Consider the following 20,419-nt stretch of genomic DNA (forward strand, 5'->3'; position numbering starts at 1 on the left):
TCGCTGGGCAGGGGGATCTATTGCGACGAGCAAGCCCAGGTCTACACCCTCGAAGCGGGCCGCGACTACGAGGTCACCATCGGCATGGGGGCCGTGGGGCAGGGCGAGAACGCGCGGCGGGTGTGCCGCTTCGATGTTCGATTACTGACGCCGGTTGGACAGGGGGGCGAGGTGATGTCGAAGCCGGTGACAGGGTTCGCGGCACCGAGGAAGCTGTGTGATTGAGGCATCCGTTCAGGCATGGCCCATCGCCGGCATGTTGGCTAGCACAGATCCTGTAGGAGCGGCCTTGTGTCGCGAAAGGGGCGCGCATCGGCCCCAGCCATTGGTGTAGCCCAATCAATCGGGGGGCCGCTTTGCGGCCCTTTCGCGACACAAGGCCGCTCCTACAGAGTCATGTGCAAGGCCGGCTTGCCGGCGATGAGTTGTAACCGATGTATGTCAGCGCTGCTGACGCAAACCGTCAAGCAGTGCCTGCAACTTCGCCTGACCGGCTTCATCCAGCCCGAACACCGGCCGCCGCGGCTCACCCACCGGCAACCCGGTCATGCCCAGCCCGGCCTTGATGGTTGCCGGCAAACCTCCCTTGAGAATGAAGTCCAGCAGCGGCAACTGGCGGTAGAACAGCGCCTTCGCCTGCTCCAGCTCGCCGGCCAGCACCGCGTCGTACAAGCGCAGGTTCAGTTCGGGGATCAGGTTCGGCGCCGCCGTGCACCAGCCCTTGGCCCCGGCGACGAACGCTTCCAGCGCCAGTGGGTTGCAACCGTTGTAGAACGGCACCTGGCCCTCACCGAGCAATTGCAGTTTGTGCATGCGCTGGATGTCGCCGGTGCTCTCCTTGACCATGGTGACGTTCTCTACCTCGCGCACAATGCGCAGGATCAGCTCCACCGGCATGTCGGTGCCGCTGGTGGCCGGGTTGTTGTAGAGCATGACCGGGAGGTCGATGGCCGCGCCGATGGTGCGGTAGTGCTGGAGGATCTCGGCTTCGCTGAGCTTCCAGTAGGCTGCCGGCAGCACCATCACTGCATCGGCGCCGTGCTGCTGGGCGAAGCGGGCGCGGCGCACGGCGCCGGCGGTGGTCAGGTCGGAAACGCTGACGATGCTGGGCACGCGCTTATTGATACGCTCCAGGCTGTACTGCGCGACCTGTTGCCACTCGCTGTCGCTCAGGTACGCGCCTTCGCCGGTGCTGCCCAGCGGGGCGATGGCGTGCACGCCGTCTTCGATCAGGCGGTCGATGGACTGGCCCAGGGCGGGCAGGTCGAGCTGTTCGCCGTCCTGGCTGAACGGGGTGATGGTGTAGCCGATGATGCCGTGGAATTCAGTGGTCATGGTTGTAAGCTCCGCAAGCAAGGCAATCAGGGGTCAGTTCAGGCAGTCGGCGTGGGTGCGCAGGGCTTGCCGGGCATAGTAGTTGAACGCGGCGCCATGGCGTTTGGGCCGGTCGATCCAGTCGTGGGCATCGCGGCCCAGCTCGGGGCTGATCGGCTTGATGGTGCCGGCGGCCATGGCCAGCAGTTGCAGGCGAGCGGCACGCTCGATCAGCTGGGCATAGACGCAGGCCTGTTCGATGCTGGTGCCGGTGGACAGCTGGCCGTGGTGGGAGAGCAGGATGGCGCGCTTGTCGCCCAGGGCGGCGCTGATGATCTCGCCTTCCTCGTTGCCCACCGGTACCCCAGGCCAGGCTTCGAGGAACGCGCAGTCCTCGTACAACGGGCACAGGTCCATGTGCGACACCACCAGCGGCACTTCGAGCATCGACAAGGCGGCGACGTGGGTGGGGTGGGTGTGGATGATGCAATTCACGTCGGGCCGGGCGCGGTACACCCAGCTGTGGAAGCGGTTGGCCGGGTTGGGCATGCCCTGGCCTTCGAGCACCTCCAGGTCTTCGTTGACCAGCAGCAGGTTGCTGGCATTGATCTCGTCGAAACCCAGGCCCAGTTGCTGGGTGTAGAAGGTGCCCGGCTGCGGGCCACGGGCGCTGATCTGCCCGGCCAGGCCCGAGTCGTGGCCGTTGTCGAACAGAATTCGGCAGGTCAGGGCCAGCTTTTCGCGCACAGTCCACGTATTATCCGCGAGCGAGCCTTGCATCTGCGTCAGTGCCTTTTGCACCAGCTGGTCTTTGCTGTGTGTCAGGGTGTTGGCCATGGGGGTCTATCCTCTGTGGCGTGAAGGTGGATGTCTCGGCTGGCCCGCCCCCTTGCTTTCGACGGTGGAGGGGCGGTCCATCAGATGACACAAAACATCCTATATGACACAAAGTGTCATATGCAAGTGCGTTTGTCCGGGAAACCCGCGTCACATGTCTATCCGACTGAAACTGCTGCGCAAGAAACTGGGGATCACCCTCGAACAGCTGGCTGAGAAGGCCGGCATGACCAAGAGCTACCTGTCGAAGGTGGAACGCGGCCTGAACACCCCATCGATCGCCGCCGCGTTGAAACTGGCGCGAGCGCTGAACGTCAACGTCGAGGAACTGTTCGACGGCGAGCACGAGGGCCTGGCGCGCTACAGCCTGGTGCGCCATGGCGAGCGGCAGGCGTTGGTGGGCAGTGGCGAGGGGCCGGGCTATGCGGTGCTCACCTCGCAGGTGGGCCAGCGCAGCTTGTTGCCGTTCCTGATCCAGCCACCGACCGAGTTCAGCGACCCGACCTTCAAGGAGCACGAAGGTGAGGAGTTTCTGTTCGTCCACGCAGGCCAGGTGGAGGTGGATTTCATGAGCGAACGGGTGCTGCTGGAGGCCGGCGATGCCCTGCATTTCAATGCCCAGACCCCACACCGCCTGCGTTCGGTGGGTGAGCAGCAGGCGCAGTTGCTGGTCGTGGTGCAGGGCGGCGAAGGGTGAGGGCAGGGCGATGATCGAGGTCTCGCGGTTTTGGCGTGATCCGGCATTGCCCTTCGTCGAGGCCCGGCGCGTGGGGGATGGGCGCCAGGTGTGCTACGCAGCGCACTCCCATGAGAGCTTCTCGATTGGTGTCATCACTGGCGGGCGTAGCCGTTATCTCACTGGAGAAGCCCATCACCAGGTGGCCGCTGGCACCACGGTGCTGATGAACCCCGGTGTGGTGCATACCTGCAACCCCATCGAAGGCGAGCCTTGGTCGTACCTGATGTTGTTCGTCGATATGCCGTGGCTCGAGGCGCGGGGCTTCGTGCTGCCGGAGGCGACCTTGAGCCGTTCGCCAGCCTTGTATGGGCGACTGCTGGCGCTGTTTGCGGGGTTGTTCGACGAGGGGCCGGTTGCATCGAAGGAGACTGCGCTGGGGGCCTTTTTCGACGGCCTTGCGCACTTCCTGGAGCCAGCTAGCGGCGTGAGCGCACCCACGCATCCCCGGTTGGAGATGGCCGCTGCGTTCATACGCGCGCATCGTCTCGATCCGCTGACCCTCGAGGACATCTGTGCGGCGGCGGGCCTGTCCCGTGGCTACTTGACCCGCGCGTTCGGCAAGCGTTTCGGCCTGCCGCCCCACGGCTACCTGCTCGACCAACGGGTGCAGCATGCCCGAGCGCAACTGCGGCTTGGCCGCCCCATCGCCGACGTGGCGCTGGAGGCAGGGTTCGCCGACCAGGCCCACTTGCAACGGGCGTTCAAGCGGCACCTGGCGGCGACGCCGGGGCATTACCGGGATGCCGATTGATGGGCAGCCCCATCGCTGACAGGTCTCTGGCGCATGAACCTGTAGGAGCGGCCTTGTGTCGCGAATGGGCTGCAGAGCAGCCCCGACAATTTGCGGCATACCCAAGAGCCTGGGGCCGCTACGCAGCCCTTTCGCGACACAAGGCCGCTCCTACAGAGAGCCAACGGGCGGGAGCCGGCTTGCCGGCGATAAGGCCGGTCCAGGCAACCTGGCGCTCACGCCACTAGCAGATACCCCGCACTCGCCACCAACAACGCCGCCAAGCCGCGATTGAACAGCCGCAACCGCTTCGGCTCGCCCAGATAGTGGCGAATCACGCTGCCGGCCCACGCCCAGCTGGCCACGGAAACGAAACAGATTGGCCCGTAGATCCAGGTGAACAGCCATAACAATTGCTGCTCGCCAGCGGTATAGGCGCCTACGCCCGCCACTGCCGCCAGCCACGCCTTGGGGCTGAGCCACTGCATGGCCGCACCGTGCCAGACGCTGGGCGCCCGCTGTTCACCGTCCGCCTTTAAGCGACCATCGTCACTGGCCAGCTTCCAGGCCATATACAGCAAAAACAGCACGCCACCCCACAGCAGCAGGCGCTGCAGCCACGGCCAGCGCAGCAGCAGTTCGTGCAGGCCCAGGCCGGTGAGCACCAGCAGCAGGCAGAAACCCAGGGTGGCACCGGCGGCGTGCCCGAGGCTGGCGCGCAGGCCATGGCGGGCGCCACTGCCCAACGCGACGATATTGACAGGGCCAGGGGAAATGGACGCCGCCAGGGCAAAGGCGGCCATGGACAGGGACAGGCTCATGCAGAGATTCCTTGCAACGATTGAGACGTCGCCATCATCAGGCGACCACCACGCAGGGGTATTGAACAAAAATGCCCAAGGCGATCTGTTACAGGTTTTGTAATAGTTTCGCACTGTCGGAAAAAGCTGCTTCGATTGTAGGATCGTTATCCCTTTTTCTGATCAAGGTCTATATGAGCACCTTCGCGGAGCCCCCCAGTCCCCGGCCATCCCGGCCCTTCAATTCCTGGCCGTCCCGGTCATCCATATTCCGTCCCCGTGACGCCGCCCTTGTGAGTACCCGCTAATGGAATGGCTAGCCGACCCCACGGCCTGGCTGGGCCTGTTGACGCTTATCGTCCTCGAGCTGGTGCTGGGTATCGACAATCTGGTGTTCATCGCCATCCTCGCCGACAAATTGCCGCCCCATCAGCGCGACCGCGCACGGGTGATCGGTTTGTCGTTGGCGCTGATCATGCGCCTGGGCCTGTTGGCCAGTATCTCGTGGATGGTCACCCTGACCGCGCCGCTGATCGAGGTGTTCGGCAAGACCTTCTCCGGCCGTGACCTGATCATGCTGTTCGGTGGTGTATTCCTGTTGTTCAAGGCCACCATGGAGCTGCACGAACGCCTCGAGGGCCACGTTGCGCAGAGCGGCGGGGTTACCCGACATGCCGCGTTCTGGCCGATCGTTGCGCAGATCGTGGTGCTCGATGCGGTGTTCTCGCTGGATGCGGTGATCACGGCTGTGGGTATGGTCGAGCACTTGTCGGTGATGATGATCGCGGTGATCTTCTCGATCGGTATCATGATCGTCGCCAGCAAGCCGCTGACCCGCTTCGTCAACGCCCATCCGACGGTGATCATGCTGTGCCTGGGCTTTTTGATGATGATCGGCTTCAGCCTGACCGCCGAGGGCCTGGGCTTCCATATCCCCAAAGGCTACCTGTATGCCGCCATTGGTTTCTCGCTGCTGATCGAGCTGTTCAACCAGCTGGCCCGTGCCCGCCGCAAACGCAGTGTGCAGCAACACCGGCCGCTGCGTGAGCGCACTGCCCATGCCGTGCTGCGCCTGATGGGCGGGCGCCGGGTGGAAGCCGACGAGGTGGGCGAGGAGATCGCCGACCTGGTCGAGGACGGCAGTGAGCAGGTGGTCTTTGACCGCCGCGAACGGGTGATGATCAGCGGTGTACTGAACCTGGCCGAGCGGCCGATCCGCACGGTGATGACGGTGCGTGCCGAAGTGGATGCCATCGACCTGGCACAGCCGGCCGAGGTGATCACCCAGGCGCTGATCAACTCTTCGTATTCGCGCCTGCCGCTGATCCGCGGTGGCCGCATCGAGGAACCACTGGGCTTCGTGCACAAGAAGGAACTGCTCAAGGAGCTGTTGGCTGGCAACGAACCTGATCTGGAAACCCTGGCGCGGGCACCGTTGAACCTGCTGGAGAGCTTCAGCATCCTCAACGCCCTGGAACAGATGCGCGGGCAATCGACGCACATCGCCTTCGTGGTCAACGAGTTCGGTGACTTCACGGGCGTGCTGACCATGACCGATATCCTCGAATCGATCGCCGGTGAGCTGCCGGACGCCAGCGAGGTCGAAGGGCCAGGCGTGGTCGAAGAGGCGGGTGGATTTGTCGTCAGTGGTGCGCTGAACCTGGCGCAGGTGCAGGCGCGCACCGGCTTCGTCGCCCGTGCCACCGAGGACTACCAGACCCTCGCGGGCCTGGTGATGAGCCTGCTGGACCGCCTGCCGGTGGTGGGCGATCGCTTGCAGTGGAATGGCTGGAGCATGACCGTGGTGGCGGTGGAGGAGCGGCGCGTGCGCCAGGTGCGCCTTACACCGAGCGCCGCCGCTGACGCAGCAGGTGCTTGAAACCTTCGAGCACCAGCACCAGCACCGCGGCCCAGATCGGCAGGTAGGTTAGCCACTGGTTCGGGCCGATGGTCTCGCCCAGGGCCAGGGCCACGCCCACTAGCAGCACCGGCTCGACGTAGCTGAGCAGGCCGAACAGGCTGAACGGCAACATCCGGCTGGCCAGCACGTAGGCGATCAGGGCGCTGGCACTGATCGCCCCAAGCAGCGGGATCAGCCAGTAAAGGCTTTGGTGCTGGGCGAGGTCCGCCGCTGACAACGGGCCCTGGATCACGAAGTACAGGGCCCACGGCAGCAGCAGGCACATGTCGCACCACAGGCCGCCCAGGTGGTCGGTGCGGCAACGCCGACGCAGGACGAAATAGATCGGGTAGCCGATCGTCACCAGCAGGGTTTCCCAGGCGAAGCTGCCGTTCTGGTACAGCTCGTGGCCCACGCCCAGGGCCGCGCAGCTGACCGCCACCTTTTGCAGGCGTGACAGGCGCTCGCCGTAGACCAGGCGCCCGGTCAGCACCATCGCCAGCGGCAACAGGAAGTAGCCCATCGACACCTCCAGGCTGCGCCCGTGCAGCGGCGCCCAGAGGAACAACCACAGCTGCACGCCCATCAGCCATGAAGTACCGACCATGCCCAGCAGCACCAAGGGCGTGCGCTTCACTCGCCCCAGCAACTCGCCGACCCGCTGCCAGTCCCTGGAGATCAACATGAACAGGGTCAGGCAGGGCAGGGTCAGCAAGGTGCGCCAGCCGAAGATCTCTTCGCCATCCAGCGGCGTGAGGAAAGAGGTATAGAAATACATCACGGCGAACAGACAGGACGCCATGACCGACGAAAAAATGCCTTTTGACACGAATGCCTCGAAAAACGGGAAGGGTGGGCGAATCAGCCGCGCATGATCTCAGGGGCCGCGTCTTGCGGCAACTGCGGGCTGCCGGGGCGCGCGGCCAGGGCCAGTAGCAGTTCGTCCGCCGGCATCGGCCGGGCGAATAGGTAACCCTGCTGGAAGTCCACGCCATGGCGCTCCAGGTAATCGCGTTGCACGGGTGTCTCCACGCCCTCGGCCACGAGCCCCAGCTCGAGCTTGGCCGACAGCTCGATGATGGTGTCCAGGATGTGCTGCGACAGGGCATCGCCACCGATCATGGCGACGAAGCTCTGGTCGATCTTGAGGTAGTCGACCTTGAACTGATGCAGGTAATTAAGGGAGGACTGGCCGGTGCCGAAGTCATCGAGGGCGATCATCACCCCCATTTCATGCAGTTTCTCGAACAGTTCCAGGGTGACGGGCGTGGGTTCGATCAGCTTGCGCTCAGTCAACTCGAGGGTCAGTACCACGCGCCCGGGAGCGAAGTGCTGGAGGAAGGTCCGGCAGTCGTCGAGCAGGCCCAGGTCGTGGCAATGATCGGCGGTGATGTTGATGCCGATATGAAAGCCGTCCTCCAGCAACGCCGCATGGGGCGCGAGGGCCTGGGCGGTGTCGAGCATCAAGGCGCGGGTCATGGCGACGATCTGCCCGCTGTGCTCGGCGTAGGGGATGAACAGGTCCGGACGCACCAGCCCTTCACGGGGGTGTCGCCAGCGCATCAGCACTTCCACACCGGCCCAATGGTAGTCGCCCTTGCGCACCACCGGTTGGAAGTAGGGCAGGAACTCGCCGGCCTCCAGCGCGCGCTGCAACTCGGCGCGTGGCGAGGTGGCACGGCGGATCTGCCAGCGGCAGGCGCCGCCCGCCACCACGCCAAGCACCAGCAGCAGGCTGAACAGGGCAGGGTAGCGTGAGCGCATCAGCTGCGCCTGTTTGTTCGGGCCATAGCCCCCATGCACGCTGAACGGATAGCGGGTCGAGGAGAACGTCACCGCAGCACTGGCGGCAATGGGCGGTGGCCCTTCACGCACCACGCCGTCGCTGCCCATCCAGTGCCTGCCCACCTGCACCTGCAGCGCGCTGTCCGCGCCGATCAGGCGCAAGGCGGTCAGCAGGTGGCTGCCGTCCACCGTGCTGATCGCCCCACGCGTGCCCTGGCTGATGCGATAGATCAGCAATGGATGGCCAGGAGTGACCGAGTTGCCGTTCATCAGCCATAGTTGGCCATCGGTGTAGTCGTGCGGGTCCACCGGCTCGTTGAAGTCGCCGAACAGCGAGGTGCAATACAGGGTGTCGCGATCGAACAGGCTGGTGGAGCGTACGAACGCATTGCGTGTGGTCTCGACCCGCAAGGCCAGCTGAACCTGGTCGCAGGGCTCTCCGGCCTTGGGCAGCAAGGTGCGCGCTGCACTGGAGAGGTTGTCGAGGATCATGTCGATATGCCCAACCACTTCACGTGCCGTGGCCTGGCTGCTGGCTTGCAGTTCGCGCTCGGTCTGCCAGCGCATCACCGCCAGCCCGCAGACCAATGGCAGCACGCCGACGAACCAGGGCAGCAAGGTGCGCCAACTCCAGCGGGCAGGGCGTTTGGTGGTCAGCGGCATGCGCGGTTGGACCTGGTGGCGGACGAGGCGTGTCGAGGGCAAGGATAGCCGCTTGTCGGCGCCGGTCGCGAACTAAAGCGCGACAAAGCAATTTACGCACTGTAGAATCGCGTTACGAATACAACAATAAGGTTCTCCGCCAACCGGAGGATCAAGCCCGCCGAGAATGGGTCCATATGACAAACCCTGGGTTCAAGCTGATCATTGGTGACTATCTGGCCCGCAGCGTGCGCGGGATCCCGTGTTCGCCCCCTCTTTCGTCCGCCATCGCAAGCCAGTAACCAACCGTTTTTTGCTGCAGATGAGGACATGAACATGACAGACATCTTTGAAAACCCGATGGGCCTGGAAGGCTTTGAATTCATCGAGCTCGCATCGCCTGCTCCAGGCGTGCTGGAGCCGGTATTCCAGATACTCGGTTTCACCAAGGTGGCCACGCACCGCTCGAAGGACGTGCACCTGTATCGCCAGGGCGGCATCAACCTGATCCTCAACAACGAACCCAAGAGCATCGCCTCGTACTTCGCCGCCGAGCATGGCCCTTCGGTGTGCGGCATGGCTTTCCGCGTTCGTAACGCCCATGAAGCCTATGCGCGCGCCCTGGAACTGGGTGCCCAGCCGGTGGAAATCGAGACCGGGCCGATGGAGCTGCGCCTGCCGGCGATCAAGGGTATCGGTGGCGCGCCGCTGTACCTGATCGACCGTTATGAAGAAGGCAGCTCGATCTACGACATCGACTTCAAGTTCATCGAGGGCGTGGACCGCAATCCGGTGGGTGCCGGCCTCAAGATCATCGACCACCTTACCCACAACGTGTATCGCGGGCGCATGGCCTACTGGGCCGGCTTCTACGAGAAGCTGTTCAACTTCCGCGAGATCCGTTACTTCGACATCAAGGGTGAGTACACCGGCCTGACCTCCAAGGCCATGACCGCGCCTGACGGCATGATCCGCATCCCGCTGAACGAGGAGTCGTCCAAGGGCGCGGGGCAGATCGAAGAGTTCCTGATGCAGTTCAACGGTGAAGGCATCCAGCACGTGGCCTTCCTCACCGACGACCTGCTCAAGACCTGGGACGCGCTCAAGGGCTTGGGCATGCGCTTCATGACCCCGCCGCCGCAAACCTACTACGAAATGCTCGAGGAGCGCCTGCCGGGTCACGGTGAGCCAGTCGACCAGTTGCAGGCCCGTGGCATCCTGCTCGACGGCGCCTCGGAGTCGAATGACAAGCGCCTGCTGCTGCAGATCTTCTCCGAAACCCTGCTGGGCCCGGTGTTCTTCGAGTTCATCCAGCGCAAGGGTGACGATGGCTTTGGCGAAGGCAATTTCAAGGCCCTGTTCGAGTCGATCGAGCGTGACCAGGTGCGTCGTGGCGTGTTGAACGCCGAATAATTCGGCGCTTGAGGTCAATCGCGGGGCAAGCCCGCTCCCACGTGGGAGCGGGCTTGCCCCGCGATGCTTTGTGCGACGAGATTATTTGCTGCTGTTCAGATAACGGAGCACCGCTTCGGCCACCGCGGTGGTGGACGCCGGGTTTTGCCCGGTGATCAGCCCCTGGTTCTCGACCACGAAGGTTTCCCACGGATCATTTGCCTTGCTGTATTCGCCACCGCGAGCCACCAGTTCGTTCTCGGTGAGAAACGGCACCACGTTGTCCAGCTCCGCCAGCTTCTCTTCGGTATTGGAAAAACCGGTCACCTTGCGCCCCTTGAGCAGCAGGCTGTTGTCGCTGAGCTTGATATTGAGTAGCCCCACAACGCCATGGCAGACCGCCGCCACCGCGCCGCCACGCTCATGGATGCGCCGGGCCAGGTCTTGCAGGGGCTGGTTGTCGGGGAAGTCCCACATTACGCCATGGCCGCCGGTGTAGTAGATCGCGTCATACTGTTCGGCCTTGACCTGTCCCGGGCTGAGGGTGGTACCGAGGCGGTTCATGAACGCCTTGTCGTTGTACCAGCTCCAGTCCAGCTCTGGCGCCATCTGCAGGCTATGCGGGTCGATCGGTACATAGCCACCCGCCGGGCTGACATAGTCGACGCTGAAACCGGCCTGCTGCACCTTGTCGACGAAGTGCACGGCTTCACCTAGCCACAAGCCTGTGGCCCGCTTCATGCTTGGGTACTTGGCAGTATTGGTCAGCACGACCAGGATCTTCTTGTTCATGTGTGCATGCCCGTCCAATCCAGAAGGGAAAAACCACCTCAGCATAGCCGTCAGTGGCGCTTGTGCCATGCCCGGCCGACGTTGTGCTAGTCTGCCGGGACCAATGTGCCGTAAGGGTTAAACCATGGAGCAGGGCACTTCGCCTGCGGACATCCAGGTGGTCCACCTGGCGCCGCGTGCGCCCGCAAGGTCAGGCAAGGAGATCATGGGCCACGACTGGGGTGCCACGCCGCTCGGGCCGTTGTCGCATTGGCCTGCGTCGTTGCGCATCGCCGCCGATATGTTGCTGTTGTCACCGTTTCCCAGCGCGCTTGTCTGGGGCGCGGAGTTGACCGTGATCCATAACGAAGCCTATCGCCTGCAACTGGGAGGGCACCTGGATGCCCAGGGGCAGCGCTTCGACCTGCTCTGGGAGCAGGCTTGGGAAAGCATGGGCAGTGCTGTGTTCCAGACCCTGGAGGGGCAAGGCTTCCTGAGCGAGGAGGCCCGCTTACCGATCGGTCGCGAGGGTGGCAGCGCGTGGTTCACCTGTTGTTATTCGCCGATCCGCGACGATCAAGGCAAGGTGGCGGGCTTCCTGCATACCTTGATCGAGACCACTGCGAGTGTGGAGCGAACGCGCGAGTGGCGCGAACTGGCGCTGTCGTTCGAGGCCCAGCTGGGCGCCTATCTTGCAGACAGCGAACATACCTGGCAGTTGTCCCCGGACGTCATGCTGATGCTCGACGCCGACCTGCGCGTGCGCATGGCCAATCCGGCCTGGTACCGGTTGCTGGGGTGGCCCGACCTGCAAGTGCCGTCCTTACCCGAACTGCTGCACCCCGCCGACCGTACTGAAGCCCAGCTGGCGCTCATGGCGCTGCAGCAGGGGGGCGATCCCGCACCTTTCGAGGCACGCATGCGTCACTGCGACGGCCATTACCGCTGGTTGCGCTGGCAAGGCGTGCGGGGCCAGGCGCTGCCGATGATGATCGGCCGTGACATCACTGAAGAACGTCACACCGTGCAGCGTCTCGCCGAAGCTGCAGTGCGCGACAGCCAGCGCATGGAGGCGGTGGCCAAAGTGGCGGGCAGCCTGGCTCACGAGATGAACAACGTGCTGTCCGGCGTGGGCAGCAGCCTGGAACTGCTGGAACGGCGCATCGCCCAAGGTCGCCTGGAGCGGCTGGACAGTTATGTGAGCATGGCCCGTGAGTGTGCCCAGCGCGCCATCGGCCTGACCCTCAACCTGATGGCATTTGCCCGAAACCAGCCATTATTGCCGAACCCGCTCGACATCAACCGGCTGATTCGCGATACGCAACCTTTGCTGGAACAGACCCTGGGCGGTGAAATGCGCGTGGACTGGCAATTGGACATGGCCCCCTGGCCCGTCCAGCTTGACCCGGACCAGGTGCGCAATGCATTGCTGCACCTGTGCGCCAACGCCCGCGATGCTTGTCTGGGGCGTGGCAACCTGTCGGTTCGCACCAGCAACGAGCGTATTGCCGTCTCCACCGATGTGCTGCCGGCCGGTGACTATGTGATGCTGCAGCTCGCCGATGATGGCCATGGCATGGCGCCGGACGATGTTGCACATGCTTTCGACCCTTTCTTCACCACCAAACCCCTGGGGCAGGGCGCAGGATTGGGCCTGCCGATGGTACATGGGTTCGTGCGCCAGTCTGGCGGGCAGGCATGGATAGAATCGACGCAGGGGAAGGGGACGCAGGTCGTGCTGATGTTCCCTCGTTTCGCCGGTAGCCTGCCGCAGCCTCTGGAACCTTCTGCGGCGACATTGCAGGGCCGTGGTGAGCGGCTGTTGCTGATCGATGACGAGCTCAATCTGCGCGGCTTGATCAAAGAGATCCTTACCGAGCGCGGCTACGAGGTGTGCGATGTCACTGATGCCAATGCCGCCTTGGGGCAGTTCCGCCATGCAGGTCCCTTTGACCTGGTGATTACTGACATCGGCCTGCCGGGTGGTTTCAGTGGGCGTCAGGTGGCCAAGGCCATGCGCATGATCGAACCCGGGCAGAAAGTGTTGTTCATCACCGGCTTTACCGATGCCCCGGTGGAGCAGCAACTGCTCGACGAGCCGGGTACCGCACTGCTGCTCAAGCCGTTCTCGCTGGAGGCCCTGGTCGTTCAGGTCGGGCAGATGCTCAACGGCTGAGGGGATGGGTCACAACCCTTGCTGCAGCAGGGGATCGTCCGGGTTCTGGCGCTCCAGCTCGGCCAGCAGCACCTGGACGTTTTGCAGTTGCCCGGTTTCCTTCCAGTACTCGATCAGCATTACCCGCGCCCGTCGATTGGCAGGCTGGCGGCTGAGCAGTGTCTGCAATTGCTGCGCCGCCGCCTGCACCTGCTCCAGCTGGTGCAGGGTGATGGCCAGGGTGTAGCGGTAGTCGCTGTTGTCAGGCGCAAGCTCTACGGCGCGCGACAACGCCAGCAGGGCGTATTCGGTCTGTTCGTGACGGTTCAACCACAAGCCCAGTTCATATTGCAGGAACGCCGAGTCAGGGCGCAGCGCCAGGGCCTTGGCCAAGACCTGACGGGAGGCATCGTGCTGGCCTTGGCGTTCCAGCAGCCTTACCTGGGTGGCAAGGGCTTCCAGGCTCTCGGGTTCCAGCTTCAGGCTGCGCTGGAGTGCGGTACCGGCGGCCGCGTAGGCTTCTTCATGCATGTACAGGCGGGCCAGGTGAACTTGCGCGCTTGCATCGTCCGGTTTTTGCTCCAGGGCTTGCTGATACTGTTCGAGGGCCACCTGCAGCGGACCGAAGTACAGACCGATGGCATCTGGATTCAAGCCGAGCAGGGCATCCACCGCGGCGAATCGCACGCTTTGCTCGTCATCATCGAGCAAGGGCCCGAGCACCAGGCTGCGCTGACTGGCGGGCAATAGACGACGGATGCTGGCGATAGCCGCACGGCGCACCAGCGGGTCGCCCTTTTCGAGATCAAGCCTGGCCAGTTTCAGTGCCTGGGGAGAGGGGTAGTTGGGTAGTTCGGCATACAAGGCAGCACGGCGGACCGGCGCCAAATCGTCACGCTGCAATTGCTGATAGAGCACCCGAGCGGCGCCCGGCTGGCCTTCGTGTGCCTGGCGCAGGGCCTTGGCATAGCTGTGTGGTGGCAGGCTAGGCGGGGCGGGTTGCGGATCGCGCCACAGGTAGCCGAGCACGCCTGGCACCAGGATCAACAGCAACAGGGCGATCAGCAGCAACTGGCGTCTTGGCATCGGCGGGTCCGGGACGGGAGAAGGGCAGAGCTTGGGACAGCCGCGTGGCAATTGCAACGGCCTTGGGCGCTTGGCATCGGTATGGCGCGCAGTGGGTTATGATGCGGCCCCTTCCCAAGCAATGAGGCCTGCCCCATGTCCCTGAGCGTTGCACAGACTGGCGAATTTCGCGCCTTCGCCGAACAGCTGGCAGATGCTGCCGCCGAGGCGATCCAGCCGCACTTTCGCGCGAACCTCGCCGTCGAGGACAAGGGTGGGCGCCTGTATGACCCTGTGACCGTCGCCGACAAGGCCGCCGAAGACGCCATGCGTGTACTGATTCAGGCGCGTTATCCCGAGCATGGCATTCTCGGCGAGGAACATGGCGCGGCCGCAGGCAGCAGCCCGCTGACCTGGGTGCTCGACCCGATCGACGGCACCCGCGCCTTCATCACGGGTTTGCCGCTATGGGGCACGTTGATCGCCCTCAACGATGGCACTCGCCCGGTCATCGGCGTGATGAACCAGCCGTTCACCGGTGAACGCTTCGTCGGCACGCCCGAAGGCGCCTGGCGCAGCGGCACGCCGTTGAAGACCCGGGCCTGTGCTGACCTGGCCTCGGCCACCCTGATGTGCACCACGCCGGATATGTTCGACACCCCCGAGCGCAAGGCGGCGTTCCAGCAGGTGGCGGGCCAGGCTCGCTTGATGCGCTACGGTGGCGACTGCTACGCCTACTGCATGCTCGCCTCGGGCTTCGTCGACGTGATCGTCGAGGCCAGCCTGCAGCCTTACGACGTGCAGGCGCTGATGCCGATCATCGAAGGGGCTGGCGGGGTGATCACGGCGTGGGATGGTAGCTCGGCGCAGCATGGTGGTTGCGTGGTGGCCTGCGGCGACCCAGCGCTGCATGCGCAGGTGGTGCAGATGCTGCGTCACGCCATGTAAGCCCTGGGCCTGCGGTTTGTCGCGCAGGCAAGGCCGCTCCAGGATTTATGCGAGCCCATTCTGTAGGAGCGGCCCCGGCGATCTGGAGCGTACTCGAGATCCTGGGGGCGCTGCGCACCCCTTTCGCGAAACAAGGCCGCTCCTACAGGGATCGCGCCAGGTCTTTAAATCGTGAGCAGGCCTGAACATCGCACTTTTTCGCGATTGCGCGCTCTATGCTTGGCCAGGCCACGCCGATCCCCGGCATGGCCGCTGACCCGCACCGGTGCCGATGGCTGCAAAACGACTCGCTGCATCACTCCGCCACCCGCTGCTGGCAGGTACCTTACTGTGCCTGTGTGCCTGCACCCAGCAGCAAGGCCGCGACATGCTCACGCAGTTCGGTAACGGCAAGCCCGACGAGCTGTTCCAGACCAGCGTCGACCGCATGGCCACACTGTCCATGCGCGATAACCTGCAAAGCCTCTACCTGTTGATGAACAAGCTGTACCTGCGTAACCCCAACCAGTGGAAGCAGTCCGGTTACCTGGATGCCACCACGGCGGCGCGGCAGATCCGTATCGCCATCGAGCAGCGTCAACCGCTACCCCAGCTCGGTGAGCGGCGCGACCTGGCGGCGCTGAGCTACGCCCTGAGTCCAGAATTCAGGGGCGACCGAGTCGGCGCCTTCATCTACGCCATCGGCAGCATGCTGGTAACCGCACACGGCGGGCGCACCACCTTCTACATGAGCGACACCCTCGACCCGCTGTTCATCAACAATGCCGCGCGCAACATCGAGAAGGCCACCTGGATGCTCGGCCAGCGCCAGGATGAGAAGGGTGTGCTGCTGCTGTTCTCCAACGAAATCTCCGAGCAGGGCAGCAACCTGAGTTTTGCCGTGGAGTTCGGCAAGATCGTCGCGCGCCTGGACCTGCTGGCACAGATGCTCGACGAGCGTTACCGGCGCATCGGGCTGAACTATGCACAAAGCCTGTTGCTGATGAATTTCCTGCCGGTGCAGTAGCCTGTTCGGTAATCGCACAGCGCAGTATCGACACTGTCCGCTGTCCGCCCAGCGTTTGCCTTGGTCGCATTGCCCTGGACCTGGCTTTTTGCATAGTGTGATGCTTGCCAGCCGACCGTCGACTGCCCCGACACACCGCCTTCGGCTGGATAGAATGACCGTGAACGACCGCGTCCACACACCCACAAGGTGGTAGGGCGCGGCGCCCATAACAATAACGATGGCGAGTGCCTTGCCCATGGAAAGCCGCCTGTTGAGCGAGCAAAGCTGCGTGTTCCACCGCGCCGACCCCTACGCGGTGTCCGACTACGTCAACCAGCATGTGGGCCAGCACCACATTGGCCTGGCCCGCACCACCCACCCGCAAGCCAGCTTGAGTCATCGCAAGTTCGCCGAGCTGGATCTGTGCCGTATCAGCTATGGCGGTAGCGTCCGGGTCACCTCACCCGCGCTGGAAACCATCTACCACCTACAGGTGCTGCTCAACGGCAACTGCCTGTGGCGCGGCCACCAGCGTGAGCATCACCTGGTGCCGGGCGAGTTGCTGCTGATCAACCCGGACGACCCGGTCGACCTCACCTATTCCGAAGACTGCGAGAAGTTCATCCTCAAGGTGCCGGTGCACCTGCTCGACTCGATCTGCGACGAGCAGCGCTGGCAGCGCCCCAGTGGTGGCGTGCGCTTTGTGCGCAACCATTACCGACTGGAAGAACTGGAGGGTTTCCTCAACCTGTTGGGGATGATCTGCAACGAAGCCGAAGTCATCGACTCGCTGCCGCGGGTTCAGGGGCATTACAGCCAGATCGTCGCCAGCAAGCTGCTGACGCTGATGAGCACCAATGTCTGCAAAGTGGCGCCGGGGGGCGCGGGTGCGAGCATGGAGCGCATCCTCGAGCATATCGACGCCAACCTCAAGCTGGACCTGTCCGCCGAGTCGTTGGCAGAGCAGGCCTGTATCAGCCCGCGTTCGCTGTACGGGTTGTTCGACCGGCATCTGGGCACCACCCCCCGCCAGTACATCCGCCAGCGCAAGCTGGAGCGGGTGCGTGATTGCCTGAGCGACCCCCGTTGCACGGTCCGCAGCGTGACCGAACTGGCACTGGACTACGGTTTCCTGCACTTGGGTCGTTTTGCCGAGAGTTACCGGCAACGCTTTGGTGAGCTGCCGTCGGAAACCTTCAGGCGGCGGGCCTGAGCCGCCAACCTCAGCGCAATTCGATCTGGGCGCAAAGGCCGCCCTCGGCACGGTTGCGCAGGGTCAGATTGCCGCCCATGGCCTGGGTCAGTTGCTGCGCGATCGCCAACCCCAGGCCCGTACCACCGGTGCTGCGGTTGCGTGAGCCCTCCACCCGATAGAACGGCTTGAGCACTTCGTCGAGTTCGTCCTCGGGAATGCCTGGGCCACTGTCGAGCACGCTGATCAGCGTCACACCGTCCTCCCTGCGCACTTCCAGTTGCGCCGCGCCCGCGAACTTCAGCGCGTTGTCCACCAGGTTCACCAGTACCCGGCGCAGGGCATGCGGGCGGGTTTGCAGGGTGGCCTGCAAGGCACCACGGCGCTCGACCTGCGCGCCACTGTCCTGGTAGTCGAACACCAGGCTGTCGAGGAAGGCATCGAGATTGACCCGGCACGGTGCCTCGGTGCCGCTGTCCATGCTGCGGGCATACGCTACACCCTCGCGGACCAGGTGCTCCATGGCGTCGAGGTCGTGGGTCAGCTTGTCTTTCTCCAGCCCGTCGTCCATCTGTTCGACACGCAGCTTCATCCGTGTGATCGGCGTTTGCAGGTCGTGGGAGATGGCGGCGAGCAGCTGCATGCGTTCTTTGAGGTAGGCGGCGATACGCGCCTGCAGGGCATTGAAGGCGACCGCGGCATAGCGCACCTCACGCGGGCCGCTTTCATCCAACTGCGGGCCGGGGCGGTTTGGGTCGAGGTTGTCCACGGCCTGCACCAAGCGAGTCAGCGGGCCGATGGCCAGGCGTACGGCAAGCCAGGTGCATAGCAGCAGTACCAGCAACTGGATCAACAGTACGACCGGCAGCCAGGTAGCCACCGGTACAGACGCCGGCGTGACGTCGATGGTCAGTGGTGCGCCATCGGCCAGGCGCAGGTGGGCCTGGAAGTGCGCGTTGGGGCCGGGGATTTCCAGAAAGGTCAGGGCATAGCGGTCGCCAATGGCCTTGACGATCGACTCCGCTGCCATGGGCACCTCCGCGCTGGGCATGGCCTCGCCGGGCAGGCCAGCGTCCAGGCGGTAGCGGTAGGTGCGCCGCTCCAGGCGAGGTAGCCAGGCTTCACGCTCGGCGGCAGGCAAGCGGTCGAGAATGGCCACCGAGGTGGACACATCCAGCTCCAGGTTGCTGAGCATCATCGAGCGGCTGCTGACGTAGCGCTCATAGGCCTGCAGGCTGAACGACAGGCCATAGGCGAGCACCAACCCGGTGAAGAAGATCAGCGCCAGGCGCGAGGCGAGGGTGCGTGGCCATTTCATGCTGGCGATTCCAGCAGTTGCACCGGCAGCGAGAAGACGTAGCCTTCGCTGCGCACGGTCTTGATGCAGGTGGGTTCGCGGGCATCGTCGCCCAGGCGTTGGCGCAGGCGGCTGACCAGCAGGTCGATGGAGCGGTCGAAGATGTCCGCCTCGCGGCCTTGGGTGAGGTTGAGCAGCTGTTCGCGGCTGAGCACTCGTTGCGGGTGGTCGAGGAACACCCGCAGCAGCCGATACTCGCCACCGGACAGCGCCACCAGGGTGCCTTCGTTGTCGAGCAGGTGGCGTGCGGTGGTGTCCAGACGCCAGGGGCCGAAGGCGATCAGCCGGCTGCTTTCGCTGATGGTGAGGTTCGGTGGCAGCATGCGCGTGCGGCGCAGCACGGCGTTGATCCGCGCCAGTAGCTCACGGGCGGAGAAGGGCTTGGTGAGGTAGTCGTCGGCGCCCATCTCCAGGCCGATGATCCGGTCGGTCTCGTCGTTGCGCGCGGTCAGCATCAGCACCGGGGTGTTGCGGTGCTTGCCGGCGCGCAGCTCGCGGCACAGCAACAGGCCGTCGTCGCCGGGCATCATGATGTCGAGCACGATCAGGTCGACCGCATTGTTTTCCAGAAAGGCGCGCATCTGCCGGCCATCGGCGACGATGCTGGTGCGCAGGCCGTTCTTCTTCAGGTAGTTGCCGACCAGTTCGCGGATCTCGCGGTCGTCGTCGACGACCAGGATGTGATCGACGTGTTCCATCGGGAAGGTCCTTGATTGGTGAGGGGTGGGCGCAGTGTACAGAGCGCTTGCGGCCTTGCCTGCGGCGCATTGTATTGCAGTGTATCCGCTGGCGGCCGGGATACAGCATGAAGCACGTCACGCCCTGGTTGGACACAAGCGCGATACCTGGCAGCGCTGAAATGGCTCTCGACCGGGGAGCAATGCTTCCCACCCAGTACCCTGAACCAGGAGAGACGCCATGAACTTCAAATCTTTTGCCAGTGCCGCCCTGTTTGCCCTGTTTGGCCTTGGCTCCCTGGCCGCGCAGGCCAGCACCTCCTCGATGAACGACGCCAGCGTGATGCAGTACCGTTACGGTGACCACCTGGATATTCAGAAAGTGTTGTCAGTAAAGGACGACCCGCGTACGACCTGCGGCCCGGTGAATACTCGCATGGACTACATCGACTCGCACGGCAAGCCACAGAGCGTGCAGTACCGCTCCTATGCCACCAGTGGTTGCCATGACAACTGAGGTGCGCGCCGCACGGTGCAAGCGCCGCCTGCTCAAGGTTGGCGGTCTGGCCCTGGCCCTGCTCGGGCTGGGGCTGGCCGGCCACTTGCTGGCCCGCGACGACTATGGCCCGGCGCCCTCGCTGGCCGGTGCCACGCAATGGCTCAACTCACCGCCGCTGGACGGGCCGCAGCTCAAGGGCAAGGTGGTGCTGGTGGATTTCTGGACCTACGACTGCATCAACTGCCGACGCAGCCTGCCGCATGTCAACGACTGGGCGCGGCGTTATGCCGACCAGGGGCTGGTGGTGGTCGGCGTGCATACCCCGGAGTACGACTACGAGCACGATATCGGCAATGTGCGTGGCCAGGTCACGCAGTTGGGGATCGGCTACCCGGTGGCGGTGGATAACGACTATCGGATATGGAACGCCTGGGGCAACCAGTTCTGGCCGGCGCACTACTTCGTCGATCGCAAGGGCCAGGTACGCCATGTGCATTTTGGCGAAGGCGACTACGACGGGCAGGAACGAGTGATACGAGAATTGCTCGATGAGCAGGGTTAGTGCTTGTTCGCCAGCAAGGCTGGCTCCTACGTCAGCAATGGCTCGGCCTATGGAGCCAGCCTTGCT

Annotated in this window: 20 protein-coding genes; 11 read left to right on the forward strand and 9 right to left on the reverse strand. The window is 64.0% G+C overall.

Annotated elements, in window-relative coordinates; genetic code table 11:
* Positions 1–225 (forward strand): hypothetical protein (locus IX761_RS23065; protein WP_416366811.1); only part of this gene is annotated, 225 nt, incomplete at its 5' end.
* A 216-nt stretch (positions 226–441) separates the two neighbouring features.
* Here the strand turns inward: IX761_RS23065 and IX761_RS23070 are convergent.
* Together IX761_RS23070 and IX761_RS23075 are read right to left on the reverse strand one after the other, a co-directional pair.
* A complete protein-coding gene (locus IX761_RS23070) occupies positions 442–1,335 on the reverse strand; it encodes a dihydrodipicolinate synthase family protein (protein ID WP_194791809.1) in 894 nt (297 codons plus the stop codon).
* Positions 1,336–1,368: 33 nt separating this feature from the next.
* The gene (locus IX761_RS23075) at positions 1,369–2,151 is read right to left on the reverse strand and encodes an aldolase (protein ID WP_194791810.1); all 783 of its coding nucleotides are present in this window, start codon (positions 2,149–2,151) and stop codon (positions 1,369–1,371) included.
* Between the two features lie 154 nt (positions 2,152–2,305).
* Between IX761_RS23075 and IX761_RS23080 the strand changes: the two genes are divergently transcribed.
* Together IX761_RS23080 and IX761_RS23085 are read left to right on the forward strand one after the other, a co-directional pair.
* The gene (locus IX761_RS23080; protein ID WP_194791811.1) at positions 2,306–2,848 is read left to right on the forward strand and encodes a helix-turn-helix domain-containing protein; all 543 of its coding nucleotides are present in this window, start codon (positions 2,306–2,308) and stop codon (positions 2,846–2,848) included.
* A 10-nt stretch (positions 2,849–2,858) separates the two neighbouring features.
* Positions 2,859–3,641 (forward strand): helix-turn-helix transcriptional regulator, encoded by a 783-nt coding sequence (locus IX761_RS23085; RefSeq protein WP_194791812.1) that lies wholly within the window; start codon positions 2,859–2,861, stop codon positions 3,639–3,641.
* Positions 3,642–3,856: 215 nt separating this feature from the next.
* On the opposite strand, the gene IX761_RS23090 is transcribed toward IX761_RS23085, so the two are convergent.
* Complete coding sequence (locus IX761_RS23090; RefSeq protein WP_194791813.1) at positions 3,857–4,441, reverse strand: LysE family translocator; 585 nt, start codon at positions 4,439–4,441, stop codon at positions 3,857–3,859.
* Between the two features lie 286 nt (positions 4,442–4,727).
* Between IX761_RS23090 and IX761_RS23095 the strand changes: the two genes are divergently transcribed.
* Positions 4,728–6,299 carry a TerC family protein gene (locus IX761_RS23095; protein ID WP_194791814.1) on the forward strand — a complete coding sequence of 524 codons (1,572 nt, stop codon included), beginning with the start codon at positions 4,728–4,730 and terminating at the stop codon, positions 6,297–6,299.
* On the opposite strand, the gene rarD is transcribed toward IX761_RS23095, so the two are convergent.
* Both rarD and IX761_RS23105 read right to left on the reverse strand, forming a co-directional pair.
* Positions 6,262–7,149 (reverse strand): EamA family transporter RarD, encoded by an 888-nt coding sequence (gene rarD, locus IX761_RS23100; RefSeq protein ID WP_194791815.1) that lies wholly within the window; start codon positions 7,147–7,149, stop codon positions 6,262–6,264. The two genes, IX761_RS23095 and rarD, sit on opposite strands and share 38 nt — an antisense overlap.
* A gap of 32 nt (positions 7,150–7,181) precedes the next feature.
* Positions 7,182–8,768 (reverse strand): cyclic diguanylate phosphodiesterase, encoded by a 1,587-nt coding sequence (locus tag IX761_RS23105; RefSeq protein WP_194791816.1) that lies wholly within the window; start codon positions 8,766–8,768, stop codon positions 7,182–7,184.
* A gap of 315 nt (positions 8,769–9,083) precedes the next feature.
* On the opposite strand from IX761_RS23105, the gene hppD reads away from it, so the two are divergent.
* On the forward strand, positions 9,084–10,160 hold the full coding sequence (gene hppD / locus IX761_RS23110; RefSeq protein ID WP_194791817.1) for a 4-hydroxyphenylpyruvate dioxygenase: 1,077 nt from the start codon (positions 9,084–9,086) through the stop codon (positions 10,158–10,160).
* 81 nt (positions 10,161–10,241) lie between these two features.
* On the opposite strand, the gene IX761_RS23115 is transcribed toward hppD, so the two are convergent.
* Positions 10,242–10,931: a type 1 glutamine amidotransferase domain-containing protein gene (locus IX761_RS23115; RefSeq protein WP_194791818.1), complete on the reverse strand. Its 690-nt coding sequence runs from the start codon at positions 10,929–10,931 to the stop codon at positions 10,242–10,244.
* 124 nt (positions 10,932–11,055) lie between these two features.
* Between IX761_RS23115 and IX761_RS23120 the strand changes: the two genes are divergently transcribed.
* Entirely contained in the window at positions 11,056–13,086 is a 2,031-nt protein-coding gene (locus IX761_RS23120) for an ATP-binding protein (RefSeq protein ID WP_228533889.1), read from the forward strand.
* Positions 13,087–13,095: 9 nt separating this feature from the next.
* On the opposite strand, the gene IX761_RS23125 is transcribed toward IX761_RS23120, so the two are convergent.
* Positions 13,096–14,151, reverse strand: coding sequence for a HEAT repeat domain-containing protein (locus IX761_RS23125; protein WP_194791819.1), 1,056 nt, complete (start codon positions 14,149–14,151; stop codon positions 13,096–13,098).
* Between the two features lie 135 nt (positions 14,152–14,286).
* On the opposite strand from IX761_RS23125, the gene hisN reads away from it, so the two are divergent.
* From hisN to IX761_RS23140, 3 genes are all read left to right on the forward strand, one after another.
* Positions 14,287–15,078, forward strand: a complete 792-nt coding sequence (gene hisN / locus IX761_RS23130) for a histidinol-phosphatase (RefSeq protein WP_194791820.1) — start codon at positions 14,287–14,289, stop codon at positions 15,076–15,078.
* 271 nt (positions 15,079–15,349) lie between these two features.
* Positions 15,350–16,084 (forward strand): hypothetical protein, encoded by a 735-nt coding sequence (locus tag IX761_RS23135; protein WP_194791821.1) that lies wholly within the window; start codon positions 15,350–15,352, stop codon positions 16,082–16,084.
* Positions 16,085–16,322: 238 nt separating this feature from the next.
* Complete coding sequence (locus IX761_RS23140; RefSeq protein WP_194791822.1) at positions 16,323–17,279, forward strand: AraC family transcriptional regulator; 957 nt, start codon at positions 16,323–16,325, stop codon at positions 17,277–17,279.
* A gap of 10 nt (positions 17,280–17,289) precedes the next feature.
* Here the strand turns inward: IX761_RS23140 and IX761_RS23145 are convergent, their stop codons facing one another.
* Together IX761_RS23145 and IX761_RS23150 are read right to left on the reverse strand one after the other, a co-directional pair.
* On the reverse strand, positions 17,290–18,576 hold the full coding sequence (locus IX761_RS23145) for a sensor histidine kinase (RefSeq protein WP_194791823.1): 1,287 nt from the start codon (positions 18,574–18,576) through the stop codon (positions 17,290–17,292).
* Positions 18,573–19,313: a response regulator gene (locus IX761_RS23150; protein WP_194791824.1), complete on the reverse strand. Its 741-nt coding sequence runs from the start codon at positions 19,311–19,313 to the stop codon at positions 18,573–18,575. Before IX761_RS23150 ends, IX761_RS23145 begins: the two co-directional genes overlap by 4 nt.
* 220 nt (positions 19,314–19,533) lie before the next feature.
* On the opposite strand from IX761_RS23150, the gene IX761_RS23155 reads away from it, so the two are divergent.
* Positions 19,534–19,809 carry a DUF2790 domain-containing protein gene (locus IX761_RS23155; RefSeq protein WP_194791825.1) on the forward strand — a complete coding sequence of 92 codons (276 nt, stop codon included), beginning with the start codon at positions 19,534–19,536 and terminating at the stop codon, positions 19,807–19,809.
* Positions 19,810–19,837: 28 nt separating this feature from the next.
* The gene (locus tag IX761_RS23160; RefSeq protein WP_194791846.1) at positions 19,838–20,353 is read left to right on the forward strand and encodes a thioredoxin family protein; all 516 of its coding nucleotides are present in this window, start codon (positions 19,838–19,840) and stop codon (positions 20,351–20,353) included.
* Positions 20,354–20,419 lie beyond the last annotated feature (66 nt).

It is taken from the genome of Pseudomonas sp. UFMG81 (assembly GCF_015354575.1).
In the GTDB taxonomy this organism is placed as follows: Bacteria; Pseudomonadota; Gammaproteobacteria; order Pseudomonadales; family Pseudomonadaceae; genus Aquipseudomonas.